The 20,521-nt window shown below is 66.1% G+C and carries 22 protein-coding genes and 1 tRNA gene; 14 read left to right on the top strand and 9 right to left on the bottom strand.

Features of this window, described 5'->3' with window-relative positions:
• Positions 1 to 1,194, top strand: a complete 1,194-nt coding sequence (locus tag QZ994_RS04990) for a PepSY domain-containing protein (RefSeq protein WP_290869077.1) — start codon at positions 1 to 3, stop codon at positions 1,192 to 1,194.
• Here the strand turns inward: QZ994_RS04990 and xylB are convergent.
• From xylB to QZ994_RS04950, 8 genes are all read right to left on the bottom strand, one after another.
• Positions 1,149 to 2,627 (bottom strand): xylulokinase, encoded by a 1,479-nt coding sequence (gene xylB, locus QZ994_RS04985; protein ID WP_290869075.1) that lies wholly within the window; start codon positions 2,625 to 2,627, stop codon positions 1,149 to 1,151. The genes QZ994_RS04990 and xylB overlap by 46 nt on opposite strands.
• Before the next feature lie 46 nt (positions 2,628 to 2,673).
• Positions 2,674 to 3,636, bottom strand: a complete 963-nt coding sequence (locus tag QZ994_RS04980; RefSeq protein WP_290869072.1) for an AraC family transcriptional regulator — start codon at positions 3,634 to 3,636, stop codon at positions 2,674 to 2,676.
• A 23-nt stretch (positions 3,637 to 3,659) separates the two neighbouring features.
• A complete protein-coding gene (locus QZ994_RS04975; protein WP_290869071.1) occupies positions 3,660 to 4,445 on the bottom strand; it encodes an L-iditol 2-dehydrogenase in 786 nt (261 codons plus the stop codon).
• A gap of 48 nt (positions 4,446 to 4,493) precedes the next feature.
• Complete coding sequence (gene dalD / locus QZ994_RS04970; RefSeq protein WP_290869067.1) at positions 4,494 to 5,906, bottom strand: D-arabinitol 4-dehydrogenase; 1,413 nt, start codon at positions 5,904 to 5,906, stop codon at positions 4,494 to 4,496.
• 47 nt (positions 5,907 to 5,953) lie between these two features.
• Entirely contained in the window at positions 5,954 to 7,015 is a 1,062-nt protein-coding gene (locus QZ994_RS04965; protein ID WP_290869065.1) for an ABC transporter ATP-binding protein, read from the bottom strand.
• Positions 7,016 to 7,087: 72 nt separating this feature from the next.
• Complete coding sequence (locus QZ994_RS04960) at positions 7,088 to 7,918, bottom strand: carbohydrate ABC transporter permease (RefSeq protein ID WP_290869062.1); 831 nt, start codon at positions 7,916 to 7,918, stop codon at positions 7,088 to 7,090.
• Positions 7,919 to 7,927: 9 nt separating this feature from the next.
• Entirely contained in the window at positions 7,928 to 8,785 is an 858-nt protein-coding gene (locus QZ994_RS04955; protein WP_290869060.1) for a carbohydrate ABC transporter permease, read from the bottom strand.
• Between the two features lie 109 nt (positions 8,786 to 8,894).
• Positions 8,895 to 10,199: a sugar ABC transporter substrate-binding protein gene (locus tag QZ994_RS04950; RefSeq protein ID WP_290869058.1), complete on the bottom strand. Its 1,305-nt coding sequence runs from the start codon at positions 10,197 to 10,199 to the stop codon at positions 8,895 to 8,897.
• Between the two features lie 333 nt (positions 10,200 to 10,532).
• On the opposite strand from QZ994_RS04950, the gene QZ994_RS04945 reads away from it, so the two are divergent.
• The 10 genes from QZ994_RS04945 to QZ994_RS04900 all read left to right on the top strand — a co-directional run bounded on the left by QZ994_RS04945 (position 10,533) and on the right by QZ994_RS04900 (position 17,816).
• Positions 10,533 to 11,051 carry a low molecular weight protein-tyrosine-phosphatase gene (locus QZ994_RS04945; protein WP_290869055.1) on the top strand — a complete coding sequence of 173 codons (519 nt, stop codon included), beginning with the start codon at positions 10,533 to 10,535 and terminating at the stop codon, positions 11,049 to 11,051.
• Between the two features lie 255 nt (positions 11,052 to 11,306).
• Positions 11,307 to 11,843, top strand: a complete 537-nt coding sequence (gene iscR / locus QZ994_RS04940) for a Fe-S cluster assembly transcriptional regulator IscR (protein WP_290869053.1) — start codon at positions 11,307 to 11,309, stop codon at positions 11,841 to 11,843.
• A gap of 155 nt (positions 11,844 to 11,998) precedes the next feature.
• A complete protein-coding gene (locus QZ994_RS04935; RefSeq protein ID WP_290869050.1) occupies positions 11,999 to 13,219 on the top strand; it encodes an IscS subfamily cysteine desulfurase in 1,221 nt (406 codons plus the stop codon).
• Between the two features lie 15 nt (positions 13,220 to 13,234).
• Complete coding sequence (gene iscU, locus QZ994_RS04930) at positions 13,235 to 13,621, top strand: Fe-S cluster assembly scaffold IscU (RefSeq protein ID WP_290869047.1); 387 nt, start codon at positions 13,235 to 13,237, stop codon at positions 13,619 to 13,621.
• A 76-nt stretch (positions 13,622 to 13,697) separates the two neighbouring features.
• Positions 13,698 to 14,021, top strand: coding sequence for an iron-sulfur cluster assembly protein IscA (gene iscA / locus QZ994_RS04925; RefSeq protein WP_290869044.1), 324 nt, complete (start codon positions 13,698 to 13,700; stop codon positions 14,019 to 14,021).
• A 110-nt stretch (positions 14,022 to 14,131) separates the two neighbouring features.
• Positions 14,132 to 14,656, top strand: coding sequence for a Fe-S protein assembly co-chaperone HscB (gene hscB, locus QZ994_RS04920; protein ID WP_290869041.1), 525 nt, complete (start codon positions 14,132 to 14,134; stop codon positions 14,654 to 14,656).
• Positions 14,657 to 14,699: 43 nt separating this feature from the next.
• Positions 14,700 to 16,571: a Fe-S protein assembly chaperone HscA gene (gene hscA, locus QZ994_RS04915; protein WP_290869039.1), complete on the top strand. Its 1,872-nt coding sequence runs from the start codon at positions 14,700 to 14,702 to the stop codon at positions 16,569 to 16,571.
• Positions 16,572 to 16,592: 21 nt separating this feature from the next.
• Complete coding sequence (gene fdx / locus QZ994_RS04910; RefSeq protein WP_290869037.1) at positions 16,593 to 16,931, top strand: ISC system 2Fe-2S type ferredoxin; 339 nt, start codon at positions 16,593 to 16,595, stop codon at positions 16,929 to 16,931.
• A 15-nt stretch (positions 16,932 to 16,946) separates the two neighbouring features.
• Positions 16,947 to 17,672 carry a DNA polymerase III subunit epsilon gene (gene dnaQ, locus QZ994_RS04905; RefSeq protein ID WP_290869035.1) on the top strand — a complete coding sequence of 242 codons (726 nt, stop codon included), beginning with the start codon at positions 16,947 to 16,949 and terminating at the stop codon, positions 17,670 to 17,672.
• Between the two features lie 69 nt (positions 17,673 to 17,741).
• A tRNA-Val gene (locus QZ994_RS04900) sits at positions 17,742 to 17,816 on the top strand.
• Between the two features lie 274 nt (positions 17,817 to 18,090).
• Here the strand turns inward: QZ994_RS04900 and QZ994_RS04895 are convergent.
• Positions 18,091 to 18,789 carry a DUF4336 domain-containing protein gene (locus QZ994_RS04895; RefSeq protein WP_290869033.1) on the bottom strand — a complete coding sequence of 233 codons (699 nt, stop codon included), beginning with the start codon at positions 18,787 to 18,789 and terminating at the stop codon, positions 18,091 to 18,093.
• A gap of 210 nt (positions 18,790 to 18,999) precedes the next feature.
• Here QZ994_RS04895 and QZ994_RS04890 point away from each other — a divergent pair, with 210 nt between their 5' ends.
• From QZ994_RS04890 to QZ994_RS04880, 3 genes are all read left to right on the top strand, one after another.
• On the top strand, positions 19,000 to 19,473 hold the full coding sequence (locus tag QZ994_RS04890; protein WP_290869031.1) for a hypothetical protein: 474 nt from the start codon (positions 19,000 to 19,002) through the stop codon (positions 19,471 to 19,473).
• Positions 19,470 to 19,775, top strand: a complete 306-nt coding sequence (locus QZ994_RS04885; protein WP_290869030.1) for a helix-turn-helix domain-containing protein — start codon at positions 19,470 to 19,472, stop codon at positions 19,773 to 19,775. The genes QZ994_RS04890 and QZ994_RS04885 overlap by 4 nt, the downstream gene beginning before the upstream one ends.
• A 171-nt stretch (positions 19,776 to 19,946) precedes the next feature.
• A partial coding sequence (locus tag QZ994_RS04880) for a secretin N-terminal domain-containing protein (protein ID WP_290869028.1) occupies positions 19,947 to 20,521 on the top strand: 575 nt, incomplete at its 3' end.

The raw sequence follows: 20,521 nt of genomic DNA, 5'->3' as shown, positions 1-20,521 counted from the left end.
ATGGCGGCTTCCAAGACCTGGTCACACCGCCGACAGTTCTGGGTCCGCCTGCACCGCTGGCTGGGCCTGGGGCTGCTGGGCTTCTGGCTCGTCATCGGGCTCACAGGCAGTGTGCTGGTGGTCTACCGGGAGGTGCTGACGGCCCTGCACTCGGCTGCTGGCGGGGCGCAGCCGGTGCAGGCGGCGCAGCCCTTGGCCGACCCTGCCCAGGGCATCGACCTCGACCGGGTGCACCAGTCCTTGCGGCGATCCCACCCAGACCGCCACGGCGCCTGGCGCCTCGAACTGCCCCTCAAGCCGGGCGAGCCCATCGTGGCCCGCTACATGAAGCCGGTGGAGTCGGCCGACCGGGCCTTCGCGCCGCTGATGGTCTGGGTCGATCCGTACACCGCCGTGGTGGGCCACGAGGCCATCTGGGGCGATGAGCCCCTGACCTGGCTCTACGACCTGCACTACAGCCTGCTGCTGGACCTCGATGGGCGGCAGCTGGTGGGGGCGCTCGGGGTGCTGATGACGGTGTCGCTGGTGTCAGGCCTCGTGCTGTGGTGGCCCCGTTCCGGGGGCTGGCCTCAGGCCTGGCGCTTCAAGCGCGGGGCGGCCATCGAGCGGCAGGTCTACGACTGGCACAAGCTCACGGGCCTGGCCAGTGCCGTGGTCCTGCTCATGCTGGCGGCCACAGGCATGGCGCTGACCTGGCACCAGCCCCTGGCCATGGCCTTGCACCGTGTCGGCCCGGTGTTCCACCCGCCCGCCGTGGTCGTGAAGGGCCCGCCAGTGGTTTCGCTGGCTCAAGCGGTGAGCCTGGCCGGGCAGTGCTTCCCGCAGGCTCGGTTGCGCTGGGTGGAAAGCGCGCCGGTGGGCGGGGGCCTGATTCGCGTGCAACTGTGGCAGGTTGGCGAGCCCAGTCGGCGCTTCCCCCGAACCCAGGTGTGGGTGGATGCGGCAACGGCCGAGGTGGTGGCCGTGCGCGATGGCCTGCAGGACAGCCCCGCCGACACGCTGATGGCCTGGTTGCACCCACTGCACAACGGCGAGGTGGCCGGTTGGCCGGGGCGCATTCTGGTCTTGCTCAGTGGTCTGGCGCCGGTGCCGCTGGGCCTGACGGGCTGGCTGCGCTGGCGCCACAAGGCGCGGGCACGTGCCCTGGCTCAGGCGCGGGCAGGGGTGGGGAAGGCCTCGGCCAGCATCGGGTAGAGCTTCTGCCAGCGCTGGCGGCGTGGGGCGAGTTCGGCCTGTTGGGCGGCATCCGGCTCAAAGCGGGCCGACACCGGCGGCGTGGTGCAGACCTCGTCCACGCGCCCACCCACGGCCAGCCAGGCCAGTCGGGCCGCGCCCAGGGCGCCACCGGCCTCGCCGCCCTCGTGCGTGAGCAGGGGCACGCCAAGGGCGGAAGCCAGTTGCCGGGCCCACAGGGCGCTGCGCGCACCGCCGCCCACCAAGGACAAGGCGTCCACGCTGCCCGGGGCGGCTTCCAGGCTTTCCCAGCCGTCCTGCAGGCCGAAGCTCACGCCCTCCATCACCGCGTAGCCCACACTGGCCGCATCGTGTGCCGCAGTGAGGCCAAACAGCACGCCCTGTGCATGCGGGTTGTTGTGCGGGCTGCGCTCCCCCGAAAGATAGGGCAGGAACAGAGGCGCGGCGGCACGTTGCGCGGCACTCAGCGTGGCGATGCGGGCCATCAGTTCGGCTTCGCTGCTCAGGCCCATCAGCTCGCGCACCCAGCGGATGGCGCTGGCGGCGCTCAGCATCACGCTCATCTGGTGCCAGGTGCCGGGCAGGGCATGGCAGAAGGCATGCAAGGCGGTGGCCGGATTGGGACGGAATCGGTCCGACGAGAGGAAGATCACACCCGAGGTCCCCAGCGAGACAAAGCCCTGGTTGGGCCGTACCGCACCCATGCCCACGGCGCTGGCCGCGTTGTCACCGCCGCCGCCGGCCACCACCACGCCCTCAGGCAGGCCCCAGCGGCGCGCCAACTCAGGCTTGAGTGCACCCGATGCCTCGCTGCCTTCGATCAGGCGGGGCATGTGCGAGCGGTTCAGGCCGGTGGCGGCCAGGAGCGTGTCCGACCAGTCTCGCCGGCCCACGTCCAGCCAGAGCGTGCCGGAAGCGTCGGACATCTCGCTCACGGCCTCGCCCGTGAGTTGCAGGCGCAGCCAGTCCTTGGGCAGCAACACCCGCCGCGTCTGGGCGAACAGCGAGGGCTCGTGCTGGCGCACCCATTGCAGCTTGGGCGCGGTGAAGCCGGGCATGGCCAGGTTGCCCGCCACGGCGTGCAGGGTGGGGCAGGCCCGCTCCAGTTCTTGGCATTGCTCGGCGCTGCGGCCGTCGTTCCAGAGGATGGCAGGGCGCAGCACGGTGTCGTCGGCACTCAGGAGCACCGCGCCGTGCATCTGGCCCGACAGCCCGATGGCCTGCACCTGCCGCATGGCTTGCGGTTGCAGCAGGGCCAGGCGCTGCATGGCCTGGTCGCAGGCCGCCCACCAGTGGTCGGGGTGCTGTTCGCTCCACAGGGGATAAGGGCGCTGCACGCTCAGGGCTTCGCCCGTGGTGGCGACGATGCGGTGCTGCGCGTCCAGCAGGAGCAGCTTGATCTCGGAGGTGCCGAGGTCGATGCCGAGGAACATGGTGAAAGGCTTTCTGTGCAGGGTGGTCGGGTGCCTGGGGCCGGGCTCAGGCCTTGCGCACCAGGGGCGGCATGCCGAAACGGGTGTCGGCCTGGCGCCGGAATTCCGTGGGCGTCATGCCCTTGATCTCGAGGAAGCGGCGGTTGAAGTTCGCCACGTTGTTGAAGCCGACCTCGTAGCAGATGTCGGTGACCAGCCGGTCGGAGTCCATCAACAGCTGGCAGGCGCGGTTCACGCGCACGCGGTTGACGAAGTCGGTGAAGGTGTTGCCCGTGGCCTTGCGGAAAAAGCGCGAGAAGCGGCTCTCGCTCATGCCGAGTTCGGTGGCCAGTTGCGAGGCCGAGAAGGCCTGGGACACGTCGTTCGTGATCCGGCTGACCACCGCGTTGATGTGATCAAGCTGGTCATCGTCTCCGGCGCTTTGCATCTGAACGCTGGAGAGCAGGCGGAAGTCCGTGCAGTGCGCCAGGTCCCCCAGCAGCTCGCTGAAGGCCGCGAAGCGGCGCAGACCGCGGCTGCCCTTGATGCGGTGCCAGTGCTGCTCGGCCCGTTCGCCCATGCCGAAGAACTCGATGCCCAGGCGGGCGCGTTCCAGCATGGGCAGGGCCTCGGCCAGCTCGGGGATGTGGGCCGCAGCCTGGGCAATCGGTTCGTGCTGGAACTGGATGACCAGGTCGCGCTGGGGCACGCCGTCCTCCGGCAGGTCCATCGACACCCAGTTGTGTGGCAGGCGCGGCCCGACCAGCACCAGGTGACCGGGCTGGAACGGGCCGATCCAGTCGCCCACAAAGGCCTTGCCCGAGGTGGCGTTGATCAGGTGCAGTTCGTACTCGTCGTGGTGGTGCCAGCGGGCCAGCGGGGTCGGGAAGCCGTGTGAGAGGCATCTCACAAAGCCCACGTCCTCGGGAGACTCATAACCCAGTGCGGGGCTGCGAACGTGTTCGTGTTCCAGCTCCGGCTGGCGTTGTCGGGGCAGGTTTCTGGGGGCGAGGCGGTCGCGCTGGGTCATGGCATCGGTTCCCAGAACAGGGCTCAGCTCATCACCGAGCCACCGTCCACGTTCAGGGTCTGGGCGGTCACGTAGGCGGCATCATCGCTGGCCAGGAACACCGCAGGGCCTGCGATGTCGGACGGTGCCCCCATGTAACCCAGGGGCACGGCCAGACCGACGCGTTTCTTCTTCTCGCCTATCGGCAGGCTTTCGTACTTGGCGAACAGCGCATCCACATGGGCCCACATCGGGGTGTCGATCACACCGGGCGCGATCGCATTGACGCGGATGCGGTGCGGCGCCATCGCCAGCGCAGCGCTCTGGGTGTAGCTGATCACGGCAGCTTTGGTGGCGCAGTAGTGCGAGACCAGGGCCTCGCCTCGGCGGCCGGCCTGCGAGCTCATGTTGATGACCGAGCCCTTGCGGCCATGGCGGACCATGCGCGCCAGCACCTTCTGCATCACGAAGAACAGGCCCTTGACGTTGACGGCGAAGAGCTTGTCGTAGCTGGCCTCGTCGCTCTCGAGCAGCGGGGCCATGTCGAACACCGCAGCGTTGTTGAACAGCACGTCGATGCCGCCAAAGCGGGCTTCCGCAGAGGCAATCAGGGCGTCGATGCTGTCAAGCCGGGTCACGTCGGCGCTGACGTACTGGACGGCGTCACCGAATTCGGCGGTGGCGGCCAGGAAGGCCTCGGAAGGCTGGGGCCCGATGTCGGCCACCGTGCAGTGAGCGCCTTCTCGCAGATAAGCCAGTGCCACCGCCAGACCGATGCCGCCGCCCGCACCGGTCAGGAGGGCGTGTTTGCCTTGCAGTTTCTTGCTCATGGACGATTCCTGTTGAATGACTTCAGCGTGCGATGTCGGACGGTGTGCTCAGGCGCGGCGGGCCACAAAGGCCGCCACACGTTCGCTGGCCCGGCGGATGGCGCTCACCAGGCGTTCGTCACGCGCCAGCGGGCCCCACAGCGTGGCGTCGGCGCAGAAGGCGGCGACCGGGTCGGCGGCCTCGCAGATGGCGTGGGCCACGGCCGGGTCCATCGCCTGGTCCTGGTAGGTGTAGGGGATGAGGCCTGCGTGCCAGCGCTGCAGGTAGGCCAGGAACAGCGCAGGCAACATGGCCACGCTGTCGATGGTTTCGCCACGGGCCAGGCGCTCGCGGAAGGTGGGCGCGATGAAACCCGGGATCTTGCTGAAGCCGTCCATGGCCACGCGCTGGTTGGTGTCCTGGATGGCCGGGTTGCCAAAGCGGTCCAGCACCACGTCACGGTAGGTGGGCAAGTGGATGGGGCAGGGGTGCTCTGGCGTGTCCAGCACCGGGATCACGTCGTCGGTGACGTAATCGAAGGCCATCTGGCGGATCTCGGCATCGTGGGTGCCTTCGTGGATGTAGAGCATGCCCACCAGGGTGCCTGCCCAGGCGATGCAGCTGTGCGTGGCATTGAGCAGGCGGATCTTGGCCTCTTCGTAGGCATCGACCGACTGCACCATTTCCACGCCCACCTTTTCCCAGGCAGGGCGACCAGCGATGAAGCGGTCCTCGATCACCCACTGGATGAAGCTCTCGCCCATCAGCGCCGCCGCGTCGTCCACCCCGGTGGCGGCTTTCACGCGCTCGCGCACAGCCGGCGTGGGGCGTGGGGTGATGCGGTCGACCATGGCGTTCGGGCTGCTCGTGTGGGCCTCCACCCAGGCCTTCAGCGGCGCATCGCCGATCAGGTCGATGAACTGCAGCAGGCCGCTGCGCGAGCGGTCGCCGTTGTGGCGCAGGTTGTCGCAGTTCAGCAGGGTGACGTCGCCGCTGCCTTGCTGCATGCGGGCCCGCAGGATCTGGGTGAGCGCACCGTAGATGGTGCTGCCCGCCTGGCCGGCCTTGAGGGCGGCCACATCGGCCACCAGGTCTGCGAAGCCCAGGTCCAGCCGGTTGTGGGCATCGAGGTAGTAGCCCGCTTCGGTCACCGTGAAGGAGATGATGCGGGTGCTCGGTTCGGCGCCACAGGCGGTCAGCCCGGCCAGTTGCGCATCGTGCGGGATCACGCGCTGGATGGACGTGATGCGCGTGTAGACGTGCTCACCCGCTGGCGAAATGGTCTCCAGCGTGTAGGCGCCACCGCTGGCCTGCAGGGCGGCGATGGTCTCGGGCATGTCCGGGCGGATGTGGCCGCCGGCCAGCACCCAGCTGTGGTCGCCCTGGCTGTGCAGCAGGTGCTGGTAGACCGCCTGGTGGGCCCGGTGGAAGGAGCCCAGGCCCAGGTGCAGCATCACGAGGGGTTGAGAAGGCGTGGTCATGATGGTTCCAGATGAGAGGTGGCTCGTGGGGTGAGCGGGTGAGGGCCTCAGTGCGCCAGGCCCACGGCCTGGGCGCCGGTGCGCGTGATGCGGCCCTGGGCGTCGAACAGGTGGGCGGCGTCGGTGTCGATCTGCACGCCCACGGTCTGACCGGCCTGCAGGCTGGTGCGCTGGTTCAGGCGCGACACCAGTTGCGCGCCACTGGGGGTGGTCACGTAGATCAGGGTCTCGGCCCCCAGGGCTTCGAGCAGCTCCACCCGGCCATGGATGGGGCTCTGGTCGGGGGCGGTGAGCGTGACGCTCTCCGGGCGCAGACCGATGGCACCGCCCGCGGGCAGCGTCAGGCCGCTGACCTGCTCGAACTGCGGCAGCTGGGCGGCCGGCACCACGTTCATCTGCGGCGTGCCGATGAACTGGGCCACGAACTGGTTGGCCGGGCGGTCGTACAGCTCCAGCGGCGTGCCCACCTGTTCGATGAGGCCATCGCGCAGCACCACCACGCGGTCGGCCAGGGTCATGGCCTCCACCTGGTCGTGCGTCACATAGATGGTGGTGGCGCCGAGTTCGCGGTGCAGCTTGGCGATCTCCACGCGGGTCTGGCCGCGCAGGGCCGCGTCCAGGTTGGAGAGCGGCTCGTCAAACAAGAACACCTTGGGGTTGCGCACGATGGCGCGGCCAATCGCCACACGCTGGCGCTGGCCGCCCGACAGCGCCTTGGGCGTGCGGTCCAGGTAGCTGGTGAGGTTGAGGATCCGCGCGGCACGCTCGACCTTCTCGCGGATCACGGCCTCGTCCACCTTGGCCAGCTTGAGCGCAAAGCTCATGTTCTCGTACACGCTCATGTGCGGGTAGAGCGCGTAGCTCTGGAACACCATCGCCAGGTCGCGTTTGGAAGATGGCGCGTGTGTGATGTCGCGTCCATCGAGCATCAGCTGCCCATCGCTCACCTCTTCGAGGCCGGCGATCAGTCGCAGCAGGGTGGACTTGCCGCAGCCCGAGGGCCCGACGAAAACGATGAACTCGCCCTTGTTGATCGTCAGGTCGATGCCCTTGATCGTGTGCACATCGCCGAAGCGCTTGTGGAAACCTTTGAGTTGCAGGAATGCCATGCTGGGACTCTTAACTTGAATGGAGAACAAACGGCAGAATCGCCTGAGCGTGATCGCGTAACGGGGGGAGGGTCATTTCACAGCGCCGAAGGTCAGGCCCTGAACGAGCTGCTTCTGGCTGAACCAGCCGAACACGACGATGGGCGCAATGGCCATCAGCGAGGCCGCCGACAACTTGGCCCAGAACAGGCCCTCGGGGCTGGAGTAGGACGCGATCAGCGTGGCCAGCGTGCCGGCCTGCGCCGAGCTCAGGTTGAGCGCCCAGAAGGCCTCGTTCCAGCTCAGCACCAGGCACAGCAGGCCGGTGGAGGCCAGGCCGCCCATGCCCAGCGGCAGCAGCACCTGGGAGGCCTCCTGCCACAGCGTGGCGCCGTCCATGCGCGCGGCCTCCAGGATCTCGTGCGGGATGTCCTTGAAGTGCGAGTACAGCATCCACACCATGATGGGCAGGTTGCTCAGCGTGAACACGATGATCAGGCCCAGCTGGGTGTCGAGCAGGTGCGTCTTCTGGGCCAGCACGTAGATGGGCACCAGGGCGCCCACGGCGGGCATCATTTTGGTCGAGAGCATCCACATCAGGATGTCCTTGGTGCGCGGGCCCTTGAAGAAGGCCATCGAATACGCCGCCGGTGCCGCGATCAGGAGCCCGAGCAGGGTCGAGACCACGCTGGTCACCACCGAGTTCTTGGCGTACAGCAGGTAGTCGCTGCGCTCTTGAACCTCATGGAAGTTGGCCAGGGTGGGCTTGAAGAACAGCTCGGGCGGCACGGCGATGGCCTGCAACTCCGTCTTGAAGGCCGTCATCAACAGCCAGCCCAGCGGGAAGAACAGCAGCAGGGTCACGCCCCAGGCGCACACCGTGCGCACGAGCAGGGCCCAAGGGAAACGATAAGGGTGGTTCATGGGTTCACCTCAATCCAGGTTCTTGCCGACCATGCGGATCAGGAAGGCGGCGGCGATGTTGGCCAGCACGACGGCGAAGAGCGCGCCAGCCGAGGCCACACCGGCGTCGAAGTTCAGCAAGGCCTGCTTGAAGATCAGGAAGGCCACGTTCGTGCTCGCATCGCCCGGGCCGCCGCCTGTGGTCGTGAAGATCTCGGCGAACACGCTCAGTAGGAAGATCAGCTCGATCATCACCACCACCGCCACCGAGCGGCCCAGGTGAGGCAGCACCATGTAGCGCAGCTGCTGCAGGTAGTTGGCGCCGTCCATGCGGGCCGCCTCCAGCTGCTCGCGGTTGAGCGACTGCAGCGAGGTCATGAAAATCAGGGTCGCAAAGGGCAGCCACTGCCAGCTGATCATGATGATCACGCTGCCCAGCGGGAAGTCGGTGAGCCAGTCCACGGGCTGGGCGCCGAAGAAGGTCCACACCTGGGCCAGCACGCCATAGATGGGGTTCATCATCATGTGCTTCCACAGCAGCGCGTTGACCGTGGGCATGACGAAGAAGGGCGAGATCAGCAGCACGCGCACCAGGCCGCGGCCGGGGAAGGGCGCATCGATCAACAGCGCCAGGGCCACGCCCAGGATCACCGTGATCACGATGACGCTGCCCAGCAGCAGCACCGTGTTCATCACCGCCACCGAAAACGACGGGTCGGTGAGGAAGTATTCGAAGTTCTCGATGCCGGCAAAGCCGGTCACATCCGGCTGCATCAGGTTGTAGCGGATGAGGCTGAAGTAGATGGTCATCACCAGCGGCACGATCATCCACAGGAAGAGCGTGATCACCGCAGGCGCCATCAGGGCACGGGGCAGGAATCGGTTCATGAGAGGGGTCCAGGGTCCCGAGGGGCAGGGCAGGGCGCGCACGCGACGCAGGTCGGGCTGCGCGCCCGGTGAAGGTCCGAGCCCTTGCATGGGCCCGGACGCGGCAGGCTTACTTGTAGTAGCCGGCCTTCTTCATCTCACGGTCGGCCGCGGTCTGCGAGGCCTTCAGGGCCGCGTCCACCGTGGTCTTGCCGGCCAGCGCCGCGCTCATCTGCTGGCCCACCGTGATGCCGATCGCCTGGAACTCGGGGATGGCAGCGAACTGCACGCCCACATACGGCGACTTGGGCAGCGTCGAGTCGGTCGGGTTGGCGCTGTCGATGGCGGTCTTCTCGGCCGACGCAAAGCGGGCGGCCTTCTGGAACTCGGCCGAGGCATAGGTGCTCTTGCGGGTGCCGGTCGGGACGTTGGCCCAGCCATTGGTCTTGGCCACCAGCTGGATGTAGTCCTTCGACGTGGCCCAGCTGATGAACTTCTGAGCCGCTTCCACCTTCTGCGAGCCGGCCGGGATGGCCAGGTTCCACGACCACAGCCAGTTGGCGCCCTTCGGCGTCACGGCGGTGGGGGCCTGTGCAAAGGCCATCTTGTCGGCCACCTTCGACTGCTTCGGATCGCTTACGAAGGAGGCGGCGATGGTGGCGTCGATCCACATGCCGCACTTGCCGGCGTTGGTCAGGGCCAGGATTTCGTTGAAGCTGTTGGCGCTGGAGCCCGGGGGGCCGTAGTTCTTCAGCAGGTCGACGTAGAAGGTGATGGCGTCCTTCCAGGGCTTGCTGTCGATCTGCGGCTTCCACTGCATGTCGAACCACTGGCCACCGTACGTGTTGACCAGCGTGCTCAGGAAGGCCATGTTGTCACCCCAGCCCGGCTTGCCGCGCAGGCAGATGCCATAGACACCGTTCTTGGGGTCATGCACCTTGGCGGCCAGGTCCTTGATCAGGGCCCAGGTGGGGCGCTCTGGCACGGTCACGCCGACCTTGTCGGCCAGGTCCTTGCGGTACATGAGCATGGAGCTCTCGCCGTAGAACGGGGCGGCAAACAGCTTGCCGTTCACCGACAGGCCATTGCGGATGGCCGGCAGCAGGTCGTCGGCGTCGTAGGCGGCGTCGGTCTTGAGCTCCTGCAGCCAGCCCTTCTTGCCCCAGATCGGCGCCTCGTACATGCCGATGGTCATGATGTCGAACTGCCCGCCCTTGGTGGCGATGTCGGTGGTCACGCGCTGGCGCAGCACGCCTTCTTCCAGCGTCACCCACTTCAGCGTGATGCCGGGGTTGGCGGCTTCGAAGTTCTTGCTGAGCTTTTGCATCTCGATCATGTGCCCGTTGTTCACGGTTGCGATCACGAGTTCGGTGGCGGCGTGGGCGCCAAAAGCGGTCAGACCAAAGGCCAGTGCAAGGGATGCCTTGAGCTTCATGGATTGTCTCCAGCGTGTGTTGTGGGGAGAAGGCGTTGAATCGGTGGCCGCTGTCTCGGGCGACCTGCCGGAGACGAAGAATAGGTTTGGGCTCTTGCGGCCGCCGGTACGATTCCCGACATTAGTGGTACGAAATTGCACGCAAGCCTCAGGAATTTCCCTGGTTTGCGAGAGACGGTATAGGTTTTGGTCAAAAACGACGGGTGAGCGGGGCACGTGATAGCCTGCGCCCTCACTGACCCTGTCATGAACCCGATGAACTGGTTGAAACGCCTGCGCGGCGCAGGCAAGCTTCATGAGAGCGATGCGACGCCGCCAACGGAGAGCAATCCCATGACCTACAAGGTCCTCATGGTCTGCATGGGCAACATCTGCCGCAGTCCCACGGCCGAAGGCGTGCTGCAGCACAAGCTGCGGCAAACCGGACTCGACGCCTGGGTGCAGGTCGATTCGGCCGGCACCCACGCCTACCACGTGGGCAGCCCTCCCGACCCCCGCACCCAGAAGCACGCCGCCCAGCGCGGCTATGACCTCGGTCACCTGCGCGCCCGCAAGGTTGCGGAGGACGACTTCCAGCGCTTCGATCTCATCCTCGCGATGGACTGGGACAACCACGCCCTGCTCGAAGACGCCTGTCCCGACGATCCTGCCCTGCGCCGCAAACTTCGCCGCCTGACCGAGTTCCTGCCCGCCGACTCCCCCCATGCCGGTGCGCAGACCGTGCCCGACCCCTACTACGGTGGCCCTGCCGGCTTCGACGCCGTGCTTGACCTGGTCGAAGCCGCTTGCGAGGGCCTGATGGGGCATTTGCGACAAGTTGTCGTGTCTGTCGGAACAAACCCCACGCGCTGACTCAGGTTTGATCGGCTCACAGGGCGCGCCTGTGCTGGCCCGCTTTTTGATTGATGGAGGCTATCGCCCTCATCGTCAGGAACTCAGGGAACTCCCTGATCTGAAGTTGACCAAATCAGTGGGCTTCCCTATAATTGAGTCATTCACTCGGGATTAGGGTGAGCCGGATTCCGCGGAGATCCCGCAGGGGTCTGATACTGGTAAACCCCAGGCGGCTGCGGGCGCCTTTTCGAGTTCCTGACCAAGGAGTTAGCCATGCGTTTGACGACCAAAGGCCGTTTTGCGGTCACCGCGATGATCGACCTGGCCCTGCGTGAGCACACCGGTCCGGTCGCCCTGGCAGCGATCAGCCAGCGCCAGCAGATTTCGCTGTCCTACCTCGAGCAGCTCTTCGGCAAGCTGCGCCGCCACGAACTGGTGGAAAGCACCCGTGGCCCGGGCGGCGGTTACTCGCTGGGCCGCAAGGCGGAAGACATCACCGTGGCCGACATCATCGTGGCGGTCGATGAGCCCATCGATGCCACCGGCTGCGGCGGCAAAGAGAACTGCATGGGTGGCGACGACGGCGGCCGCTGCATGACGCACGACCTCTGGACGGCGCTCAACAACAAGATGATCGAATACCTCGATTCCATCTCTCTGCGCAAGCTGGTGGAAGACCAGCTTGCCAAGGGCGTCTCCATCGAGGCGCAGCCGGTCAAGCGCGCCATCTCCACCCAGCCCGTGGTCAAGCCGATCAAGGTCACCGCCCCGAACTCGGTTTTCGCTCTGGGCGCAGCCCTGACCAAGTAAAGGTCTTGTCGGGCCCAGGCAAGTGCCCGGGTTCCGGCAAGCGCGATAATCCCGGGTTTCCCGCTGCGCCCGGCGCAGCTCTGAGCCAGCCGCTGAGACGGGCAGGGCATCCTCCCGAGCCGTTGGTCAGCGCCAGCATTGTTTGAGTCCCCATCATGGACATGACCCCGCACTTCCCCATCTACATGGACTACGGCGCCACCAACCCGGTGGACCCCCGTGTCGTCGACGCCATGATCCCGTGGTTGCGCGAAAACTTCGGCAACCCCGCTTCGCGCACCCACGCCTACGGCTGGGCCGCTGAAGAAGCCGTCGAGAAGGCCCGTGTGCAGGTCGCCGAACTCATCGGTGCCGACCCTCGCGAGATCGTCTGGACTTCGGGTGCCACCGAGTCCAACAACCTGGCCCTCAAGGGCGCAGCCCATTTCTACCAGTCGCGCGGCAAGCACATCATCACGGTCAAGACCGAGCACAAGGCCGTGCTCGACACCGTGCGTGAACTCGAGCGCCAAGGCTTTGAAGCCACCTACCTCGACGTCAAGGAAGACGGCCTGCTCGACCTCGATGTGCTCAAGGCGGCCATCCGCCCTGACACCATCCTGATCTCGGTCATGTTCGTGAACAACGAGATCGGCGTCATCCAGGACATCGCCACCATCGGCGCCCTGTGCCGCGAGAAGGGCATCATCTTCCACGTCGACGCCGCACAGGCCACCGGCAAGGTCGAGATCGACCTCGCCACCCTGCCGGTCGACCTGATGAGCCTGGCCTCGCACAAGACCTACGGCCCCAAGGGCATCGGCGCCTTGTACGTGCGCCGCAAGCCCCGCATCCGCATCGAAGCGCAGATGCACGGTGGCGGCCACGAGCGCGGCATGCGCTCCGGCACCCTGCCCACGCACCAGATCGTCGGCATGGGCGAGGCCTTCCGCATCGCCAAGGAAGAGATGGTTTCGGAGAACGCACGCATCCTGGCCCTGCGCCAGCGCCTGCTGACCGGCCTGCAGGGCATCGAGCAGATCTTCGTCAACGGCGACCTCGAGCGCCGCGTGCCCCACAACCTCAACGTCTCCTTCAACTACGTCGAAGGCGAGTCGCTGATCATGGGCATCAAGGGCATTGCCGTGTCCTCCGGCTCTGCCTGCACCTCGGCCAGCCTGGAGCCCAGCTACGTGCTGCGTGCCCTGGGTCGTTCCGACGAGCTGGCCCACAGCTCCCTGCGCATGACCATCGGCCGTTTCACGACGGAAGAGGAAATCGATTTCGTCGTCACCACCTTGCAAGACCGCGTGGCCAAGCTGCGCGAACTGTCCCCTCTGTGGGACATGTACAAGGACGGCATCGACATCAGCACCATCCAATGGGCTGCACACTGAATTTGGAGTCTCACCATGGCATACAGCGACAAAGTCATCGACCACTACGAGAACCCCCGCAACGTCGGCGGATTTGACAAGGGCGACGAGTCCGTGGGCACCGGCATGGTTGGCGCGCCGGCCTGCGGCGACGTCATGAAACTGCAGATCAAGGTCAACCCGAGCACCGGCGTCATCGAAGACGCGCGCTTCAAGACCTATGGCTGTGGCTCGGCCATCGCATCGAGCTCGCTCGTGACCGAGTGGGTGCGCGGCAAGACCCTGGACGAGGCCCTGGAGATCAAGAACACCCAGATCGCCGAAGAGCTGGCCTTGCCCCCGGTCAAGATCCATTGCTCGATCCTGGCCGAAGATGCGATCAAAGCCGCCGTCAACGACTACAAGGCCAAAAATGTCGCCTGAGCAAGCCACCCCAGCTTCTTGCACCAGCGGTCCGGGCAATGGCCCGCTCGCTGAAATCGCAGCCATCACCGAGGGCATGTCCGTCGGCCTGACGGAAGCGGCCGCGCGCCACATCACCCGCTACCTGGGCCGTCGTGGCAAGGGCGTGGGCGTGCGCCTGGGTGTCAAGACGACGGGGTGTTCGGGTCTGGCCTACAAGATCGAGTTCGCCGACGAGGTCAACCCGGAAGACGTGGTCTTCGAGCAACTGGGCGTCAAGATCCTGGTCGACCCGAAGAGCCTGCCCTACATCGATGGCACCGAACTCGACTTCGTGCGAGAAGGCCTCAACGAGGGCTTCAAGTTCAACAACCCCAACGAGCGCGACCGTTGCGGTTGCGGGGAATCCTTCCGCATCTGAGGTGAGCCGGGCTGTCTGCAGCCCGCCGCCAGCAAGGCACGCGCCTTGCGTCGGATGAAGCCCCACCCTGTGGTGGGGTTTCGTTTTTTCGACCAGACAGGTTTGTGGCCATGAACATCGACGCCGACGACTTCACCCTCCTGGGCCTGCCCAAGGCCTTCCAGCTCGACCGCGCCCAGCTCGATGGTGCGTGGAAAGCGCTGCAGGCCAAGGTTCACCCCGACCGCTTTGCCGCCGAAGGCGCGGCCTCCCAGCGCGTGGCCATGCAATGGGCCGTGCGTGTGAACGAGGCCCACCAGCGCCTGAAAGACCCGCTCAAGCGGGCCGCCTACCTCTGCGAACTCGCCGGTGTGCCGGTGCAGTCCGAGAGCAACACGGCCATGCCGGGCGCCTTCCTCATGCAACAGATGACCTGGCGCGAGGCCCTCGAAGAGGCCGACAACGCCGAGCAGGTGCAGGCCTTGTCCGACGAGGTCAGTGCGCAGCGCAAGGCCCGTCTGGCCCTCGTCACGCAGCTGCTCGATGTGGACGCCAACGCCGCCCAGGCCGCGCAGGAAGTGCGCGCCCTCATGTTCATCGACCGCCTCAGCGAGGAGATCGATGCCCGACTTGAACGATACGAAGACGAAGCCTGACCCCTCCAGGCTGGCCGTCCCGACCCCGACCCGCTGAGACCCCATGGCCCTGCTGCAAATTTCCGAACCTGGGCAATCGCCCGACCCCCACCAGCGCCGCGTGGCGGTGGGCATCGACCTGGGCACCACCCATTCCCTCGTGGCCGCCGTGCGCCATGGCTCGGCCGAGTGCCTGCCCGACGAGCAGGGCCGCGTGATCCTGCCCTCGGCCGTGCGTTACTTCAACGATGCGCAAACCGGCAAGCTGCGCCGCCAGATCGGCTTCGAGGCCCTGGCCGCTCAGGCCGAAGACCCGGTCAACACCGTCGTGTCGGTCAAGCGCTTCATGGGGCGCAGCCTGGCCGACCTGGGCGACACCAGTCGCCTGCCCTACGTGTTCGAAGACCAGCCGGGCATGGTGGCCGTGCAGACCGTGGGCGGGGCCAAGAGCCCGGTCGAGGTCTCGGCCGAGATCCTCGCCAGCCTGCGCCAGCGGGCCGAAGACACCTTCAACGATGACCTCTTCGGTGCCGTCATCACGGTCCCGGCCTACTTCGACGACGCGCAGCGTCAGGCCACGAAAGACGCCGCCCAGATGGCCGGCCTCAACGTGCTGCGCCTGCTGAACGAGCCCACGGCCGCGGCCATTGCCTACGGCCTGGACAACGGTGCCGAAGGCCTCTACGCCATCTACGACCTGGGGGGCGGCACCTTCGACATCTCGCTGCTGCAACTGGCCCGCGGTGTGTTTGAGGTGGTGGCCACGGGGGGCGACTCGGCCCTGGGCGGTGACGACATCGACCACACCCTGGCCGACTTCGCCCTGGCCGACGCCAAGCTGCAGGCCGTGACCCCGCAGGACAAGCGCGCCGTGCTGGTCGCGGCCCGCCGCGCCAAGGAGAAGCTCTCGACGGACGGCAGCACCCACCTCAGCGTGGCGCTTTCGGGCGGCATGGTCTCGGTGCGGATCACCCGCGAGCAGTTGGCCGAGTTGGCCAAGCCCCTGATCGACAAATCGCTGGCGGCCGTCAAGCGCGTGCTGCGCGACGCCAAGGTCAAGCCTGACGAGGTCAAGGGCGTGGTCATGGTGGGAGGCTCCACCCGCATGCCCGCCGTGCGCGATGCCGTGGGCGCCTTCTTCGGCCAGACCCCGCTGACCGACCTGAACCCCGACGAGGTGGTCGCCCTGGGCGCCGCCGTGCAGGCCAACCAGCTCGCTGGCAACAACGACAAGGGTGACCTGCTGCTGCTCGACGTGCTGCCGCTGTCCCTGGGTCTGGAAACCATGGGTGGCCTGGTTGAGCGCATCATCCCGCGCAACACGCCCATCCCCTGCGCCCTGGCGCAGGATTTCACCACCTTCAAGGACGGGCAGACTGCCCTGGCCGTGCATGTGGTGCAGGGCGAGCGTGAGCAAGTCGAGTTCGTGCGTTCCCTGGCCCGCTTCGAATTGCGCGGCATCCCGCCCATGGCCGCTGGGGCCGCGCGCATCCGTGTGAGCTTTCAGGTCGATGCCGACGGCCTCTTGAGCGTGACGGCCAAGGAGCAGGTCTCGGGCGTCGAGGCCACCGTGGTCATCAAGCCCAGTTATGGCCTGAGCGACGAACAGGTCGCCCACATGCTGCGCGAGGGCTTCACCACGGCCGCTGCCGACATGAAGGACCGCGCCCTGCGCGAGGCCCGCGTGGAGGCCGAGCGCATGCTCGAAGCCACCCGAACCGCCCTGGCCGCCGATGGCGACCTGCTCAGCCCCGCACAGCGCGCCGAGATCGACGCCCTGATGGCGCAGATCGGCTCGCGTTGCGACCGCGGGGACCTCGAAGCCCTGGAAGCCGCCACCAAGGCCCTGGCCCAAGGCACCGAGGCCTTTGCCGCCGAGCGCATGAACCGTGGCATCCGCCAGGCCCTGGCCGGCCGCCAGATCGACCAAGTCTGATCCCCGAGACCTGAGACCTTTATGCCCATCATCAAGATCCTGCCCCACGCCAGCCTTTGCCCTGAAGGCAAGGAACTCACTGTTGCCCCCGGCACCAGCATCTGCGAAGCCTTGCTGGAGAACGACATCGAGATCGAGCACGCCTGCGACATGAGCGCTGCCTGCACGACCTGCCACGTCATCGTCAAAGAGGGCTTCAACAGCCTCAACGAGATCGAAGAAACCGAAGAAGACCTGCTGGACCGCGCCTGGGGTCTGCAGCCCAACTCGCGCCTGAGCTGCCAGGCTTTCGTGGCCGGTCAGGACCTCACCATCGAGATCCCCAAGTACACGATCAACCACGCCCGCGAGAACCATTGACCGGGGAGGGTACGCATGTCTCGTCAGATCTTCCTGGACACCGAAACCACCGGCCTGAGCCCGGAGTCGGGTGACCGCGTCATCGAAATCGGTTGCGTGGAGATGGTGAACCGCCGCTTGACCGGCAAGCACCTGCACTTCTACATCAACCCCGAGCGGCCCAACCACGAAGACGCCGTGCGCATCCACGGCCTGACCGACGAGTTCCTGGCCGACAAGCCGGTGTTCGCCACCCTGGTCGACCAGATCCTCGACTACTGCCGGGGCGCCGAGGTCATCATCCACAACGCGGCCTTCGACATCGGCTTCCTGAACGCCGAACTGGCCCGTTGTGGCAAGGGCAAGTTCACCGACCACGTGGACGGCGTGATCGACAGCCTGCTGATGGCCCGCGAGATGTTCCCGGGCAAGAGCAACTCGCTGGACGCACTGTGCAAACGGCTGGAGGTCGACAACACCCACCGCACGCTGCACGGCGCGCTGATGGACGCGGAGCTGCTGGCGACCGTCTTCATCAACATGACCCGTGGCCAGGATGCGCTGCTGGTGGACACCGATGGCGACGAAGGCGGTGAGGGCGGTGGTACACAGGAACTGGAGGCCGTGGACTTCAGCACCTTCGACCTGCCGGTGATCGAGCCCAGCGCCGAGGAGGCGGAGGCCTTCGAGAAAGCGTTGCTGGACATCGACAAAGCCAGCGGTGGAAAAAGTTTGTGGAAATCTTTAGAAGCTGTGCTATAGTCATGTTCTTCGCTGATCGCGACAACAAAACAAAACGTTTTGCTGATCAGTGAAACCCGAACCAGTTTCGGGCGGTTAGCTCAGCGGTAGAGCACTGCCTTCACACGGCAGGGGTCGCAGGTTCGAACCCTGCACCGCCCACCAGGATAAGCCCCGTAAGTCTTTGATTTACGGGGCTTTTTCTATTTCCACATTGGCCGCCGCCCCAGGGGGGAATTGAGTGGTCGCCGGAAAGGACCCTCAATCAGGCCTCGGCTTGAACCTGCGTACCCGGCGCAGCATCCCGCGGGGCCCCAAGAGTTTTTTGAGTTTTTTGCTCAAGGTGGCCATGTGCGCGTCGAGGCGGTCCCAGATGTCCATCGACACCTGGCTGCCGATGACGCGCACCCGCTTCAGTCGTTGGGGCGGTGATCACATCTCAGCGCGCTCTCCGAAGCAGGGGCGTCAGTGCGCGGGCCAGTTGATCGCGGGCTTGCGTTTCGATGAGTGCGTCGTGCGCCAGGCTGATGCGGCGGATGGGCCAGTCCAGGATCTGCTGCGCGCTGGCAGCGGCGGCCTCCGCGTCACGCACCATGGCGCGAACATGCAGTGGCACGCCCATGCGATGCCTCACCCGTGTCACCTGTGCCCACAGCGCTGCCTGCCAGGGCAAGGTTTCGCCTGCCCACCACTGACAGACATCGGTGAGGATGAGGGTGCCGCTGCTGGCGTGGAACCACACCGTCTCGTTGATCAGCGGCATGCCACGCCACAGGTGGTAGTTCAGGTCAGGCTGCCAGTGGCCAGGCTCCGCAGGCAAGGGCTGGCCCGGCAGGTCGGGCCGTTTGCGCGCCAGCCCGGGTGCCAGGTACAGCGTGGCTTGCGGAAAGGCCCGCATGAACGCGTCGGCGAACAGGTGGTGGGCACAATTGGGCGCTACCACCGCCACCACCGGGCCAAGTTGCTTCAACTGGGCGAGCAGTTCATCGCACAAAGGGACTGGCGAGTGCACCCAGAGTTGGCCGCTTCTCAGTCGGACCACGGTCATGCGCGTGTGCGCCGGCACGCCTTGCACAACAAGCGCATGTCGCGCCTGCCAGATGTCTTCACAAACGGGGATCAGGGTTGAAGAAGTCATGAAGCGGATGCTGCCTGCCCGTGGAATTTCGGGATAGAACGTTTCCGACATGCTGTGCAACGCTGGCTAGAATGGGTTCAACAGATTGCCCTGATGAAGCCAAGCCCCACTCACTTGCCAGGCCGGGATGGCCAGCTGTGGTTGCCCTCCCATGTGCTTTCTGGCTGCGTTTTGGCGGCCATGTCACGGCGCTGGGATGCGATGCCCTTGATGTCAGATGCCGACTTCTTCAATCACTACCCGGCTTCTCCCTACTGCACCCTGTCATGGTGGATACAGGGGCAAGGCGAATGGTGCGAGCTTGGCGGCGAACAGGCATGTTCCCAGCCCAGGCGTGCGCTCCCCCGCATCACCTTCAATGGCCCCCAAAGGCGCCCGGTGGCCACCTGGTGCCGACCGCCGTTTCACGGCCTGATGCTCCTCTTCAGGCCAGAGGCTCTGCGGCGCCTGACCGGGTTGGACGTCGGCCCTTGGTTGGACAAGTGGGTGGATGCACGCGAGGTGCTGCCAGCTTCATGGCACGGTTTCTTGCAGTCGATGCTGGCGTCGCAAGACGACCTTGCCCGCATGCGCCTCACAGAGCAGTTCATCGGATCCTTGTGGCGCGCGGAGCAAGCTCACTCGGTACCCCGCAACAGCGCGTCCTCGATTGGTGCGAGGATCTGGCCCGGCGTGCTGCAATGAGCGAGAAGGGGCGCAGCGTCCGGCAGTTCGAGCGGCGCTTCAAGCAGTGGCTGGGGCTGACCCACCGCGAAATCTTCGCGATGGGCCGTGCCGAGCGTGCTTTTTTTGAAGCCCTGGCCCAAGAGGATGGCCCCGAGGACATCGATTGGCCCGACGTTGCTGCGCTGGCCGGCTACGCTGACCAGTCCCACATGATTCGTCAAACACGCAGGATCACAGGGTTCACCCCGGCGTCGCTGTTCAAGCGCGTGAAGGCCGACCCTTCGTTCTGGACTTACAGGCTGTGGGGCATCGGTGGGTAGACGATGCGGCAGTGGGCGCCAACGGCCACATGGCGTCCAGCAACCTTGAGCGTGTGTCCGATCAGACAGATCGCATGACCACCCAGCAACATCCGCACATCCCAGCTTGACGTGGGCGCGGCAGCATCCGCGCTTTGCTTGCGGGTGGTGAGGATGTTTCGGAAACCTTGGGTGTCGGCCCTGATCGCCGGTCTGTTGTGCGCAGGGCAGGGCGTGGTGGTCGCCAGGCCGGTGGCGCCTCAGTCGGTCTCCTTGAACTTCCCGAACACCGATGTGGACGCGGTGGCGCGGGCCATGGCCGCCATCATGGGGCGCCCTGTGGTGGTCGACCCGCGCGTGGTGGGCAAGATCACGCTTTACACCGATACGCCCGTGTCGTCGGCCCAGGCCCATGCGATGTTTGCGGCGGCCTTGCGCGGTGCGGGCTACGCCCTGGTCGAGTCGCAGGGCCTGCTCAAGGTGGTGCCCGAGGCCGAGGGCAAGGTGCAGGCCGGTTCGCTGCGCACCGATGGCAGTGCTCCTGGTCAGGATGTGGTGGGCACCCAGGTGTTTCGCCTGCAGCATGAGAACGCGTCCAGCATGGTCACCGTGCTGCGCCCCTTGATCAGCGCCAACAACACCATCAACGTGAACGCGGGCAACAACAGCCTGGTGATCACGGACTACGCCAGCAACCTGCGGCGCCTGGAGCGCCTCATTGCCGCGCTCGACACGCCCAGCGCCACCATATCGGTTTCGGCATGGGT

Source organism: Aquabacterium sp., from assembly GCF_021768455.1.
In the GTDB taxonomy this organism is placed as follows: Bacteria; Pseudomonadota; Gammaproteobacteria; order Burkholderiales; family Burkholderiaceae_C; genus Aquabacterium.
Note: the sequence above shows the minus strand (reverse complement) of the source record. Positions and strands in the feature narration are given on the sequence as shown.